3 protein-coding genes are annotated in these 1,979 nt (G+C 69.1%); 2 read left to right on the forward strand and 1 reads right to left on the reverse strand.

Going from position 1 to position 1,979, the window contains the following annotated elements; translation table 11 throughout:
* On the forward strand, positions 1-257 hold a 257-nt coding region (locus ACWELQ_RS44710; RefSeq protein WP_452403024.1), incomplete at its 5' end, for a hypothetical protein.
* On the opposite strand, the gene ligD is transcribed toward ACWELQ_RS44710, so the two are convergent.
* Positions 254-1,237 carry a non-homologous end-joining DNA ligase gene (ligD, locus tag ACWELQ_RS44715; protein ID WP_452403026.1) on the reverse strand — a complete coding sequence of 328 codons (984 nt, stop codon included), beginning with the start codon at positions 1,235-1,237 and terminating at the stop codon, positions 254-256. The genes ACWELQ_RS44710 and ligD overlap by 4 nt on opposite strands.
* Positions 1,238-1,328: 91 nt before the next feature.
* Between ligD and ACWELQ_RS44720 the strand changes: the two genes are divergently transcribed.
* A partial coding sequence (locus tag ACWELQ_RS44720) for an FAD-dependent oxidoreductase (RefSeq protein WP_452403025.1) occupies positions 1,329-1,979 on the forward strand: 651 nt, incomplete at its 3' end.

The raw sequence follows: 1,979 nt of genomic DNA on the forward strand, positions 1-1,979 counted from the left end.
ACGCTCCCCTGCATGTGATGGAGCGCGCGCTCCGTGAACGCGGCCTGCTCGACGACGCGGACAGCCCACGCAGCGGCCTGGGGAAACGCTTCATGGAGGTCTTCCCGCGCTATCCGGTCACGAAGATCGCCATTCATCCGGGCGAGGCCTACATCGCCCCCACCGAGAACATGCTCCATGACGGCTACGCCGAACCCCACGGGCAGCTGGACCTGCAATTCTGCTGTCGCGGCTATTTCCGCGCCGACGAACGCTAGTCGGTGTCCTCGTCGAGGTCGACGTCGATCTTGTCGCGGTCGGCCCACTCGAGCAGCGGTGCGATATCGAAGACCGCCTCGTCGATGCCCGCGTGCAGATCGCCCAGTTCGGCGAAGCGGGCGGGCACGGTCTTCATGGTGAAGTCGGCGGGGGCGATATCGGGAATCTCGTTCCAGCGCACCGGAGTCGAGACCGTCGCCGCCGGGACGCCGCGCACCGAGTAGGCCGCGGCGATGGTGTGATCGCGGGCGTTCTGGTTGTAGTCGACGAACAGTTGCGCCGGATCGCGGTCCTTGCGCCACCACGCGGTGGTGACGTCCGCCGGGGCGCGGCGCTCGACCTCGCGGGCGAAGGCCAGTGCGGCCCGGCGCACCTCCTGGAAGCCGTAGTCCGGGGCGATGCGCACATAGATGTGCAATCCCTTGCCGCCGGAGGTTTTCGGCCAGCCGACCGCGCCGAGATCGTCGAGCACCTCGTGCGCGACCTCCGCCACCCGCTGCACCCGCGACCACGGGCAGTCCGGCATGGGGTCCAGGTCGATGCGCCATTCGTCGGGGCGTTCGGTGTCGAAACGCCGTGAGTTCCAAGGATGGAACTCGACGGTGGACATCTGCACGGCCCAGATCACGTCGGCGAGCTTCTCCACGCACACCTCGTCGGCCGTGCGGCCGTAGCGCGGGAAGTAGAGCTGCACGGTCGGAATCCAGTCCGGCGCTCCACCCGGGATGCGCTTCTGATGCACCTTGCCGCCGGGCAGGCCCTTGGGGAATCGATGCAGCATGCAGGGCCGGTCGCGCAGGGCGTTGACGATGCCGTCGCCGACGCTCAGGTAGTACCGCACCAGGTCGAGCTTGGTCGCCCCGGTGTCCGGGAAGTACACCCGGTCCGGATTGGACACGCGCACCGTGTGCTCACCGACGGGTAGCTCGACCGCCGGGGCAGCTGACTTGCTGGCCACCCGTCCGACGGTAACCGGCATTGCGGTCCCGTGCATGACACAACACCCCGTTTTAGAACACGTTATAGTTCTCGGCAACTGGCTATGTTCGTTCGGGAAGGCGGTCGCAACGGTGCGGACCTGGGACTCTTCGGCCGATGTGGTGGTCGTCGGATACGGCGGCGCGGGTGTGGCGGCGGCGCTCGCCGCGCGGGAATCCGGGGCCGACGTGCTCGCGCTGGACCGGTACCTCGGCGGCGGGGCGACCGCGCTGTCGGGCGGGATCGTCTACGCGGGCGGCGGCACCTGGGTGCAGCGGGCCGCCGGAGTCGACGACGATGCCGAGAACATGCTGGCGTACCTGCGGGCCGAGGTCGGCGACACGGTCAGCGAGCGGACGCTGCGGCGGTTCTGCGAGGAATCCCCGGCCATGATCGACTGGCTGAGCAGTCATGGCGTGCCGTTCCAGCCGTCACTGTGCCCGTTCAAGACCTCGTACCCCACCGACGACTACTACCTCTACTACTCGGGCAGCGAAAACTCCGGGGGCTTCCGGGAATTGGCGACGCCCCGGCAGCGCGGACATCGCGCGCACGGGCGCGGGGTGTCGGGCAAGAAACTGTTCGGGCCGCTCGCCGAGTCGGCGGCGCGGCGCGGGGTTCGCGTCCAGACCGGCACCCGCGCAACGCGACTCGTCGTCGAGGACGGCCGGGTGACGGGTATCGAGGCCACCACGATCGGCGGCGCGCCCCTCGCGGTGCAACGGCGGTTCGCCGCGCTGTCG

The sequence above is a fragment of the Nocardia sp. NPDC004722 genome, from assembly GCF_053601505.1.

Coding starts and splice junctions, on each gene's coding strand:
- ligD (WP_452403026.1), bottom strand. CDS start 1,237: ATGCCGGTTACCGTCGGACGGGTGGCCAGCAAGTCAGCTGCCCCGGCG.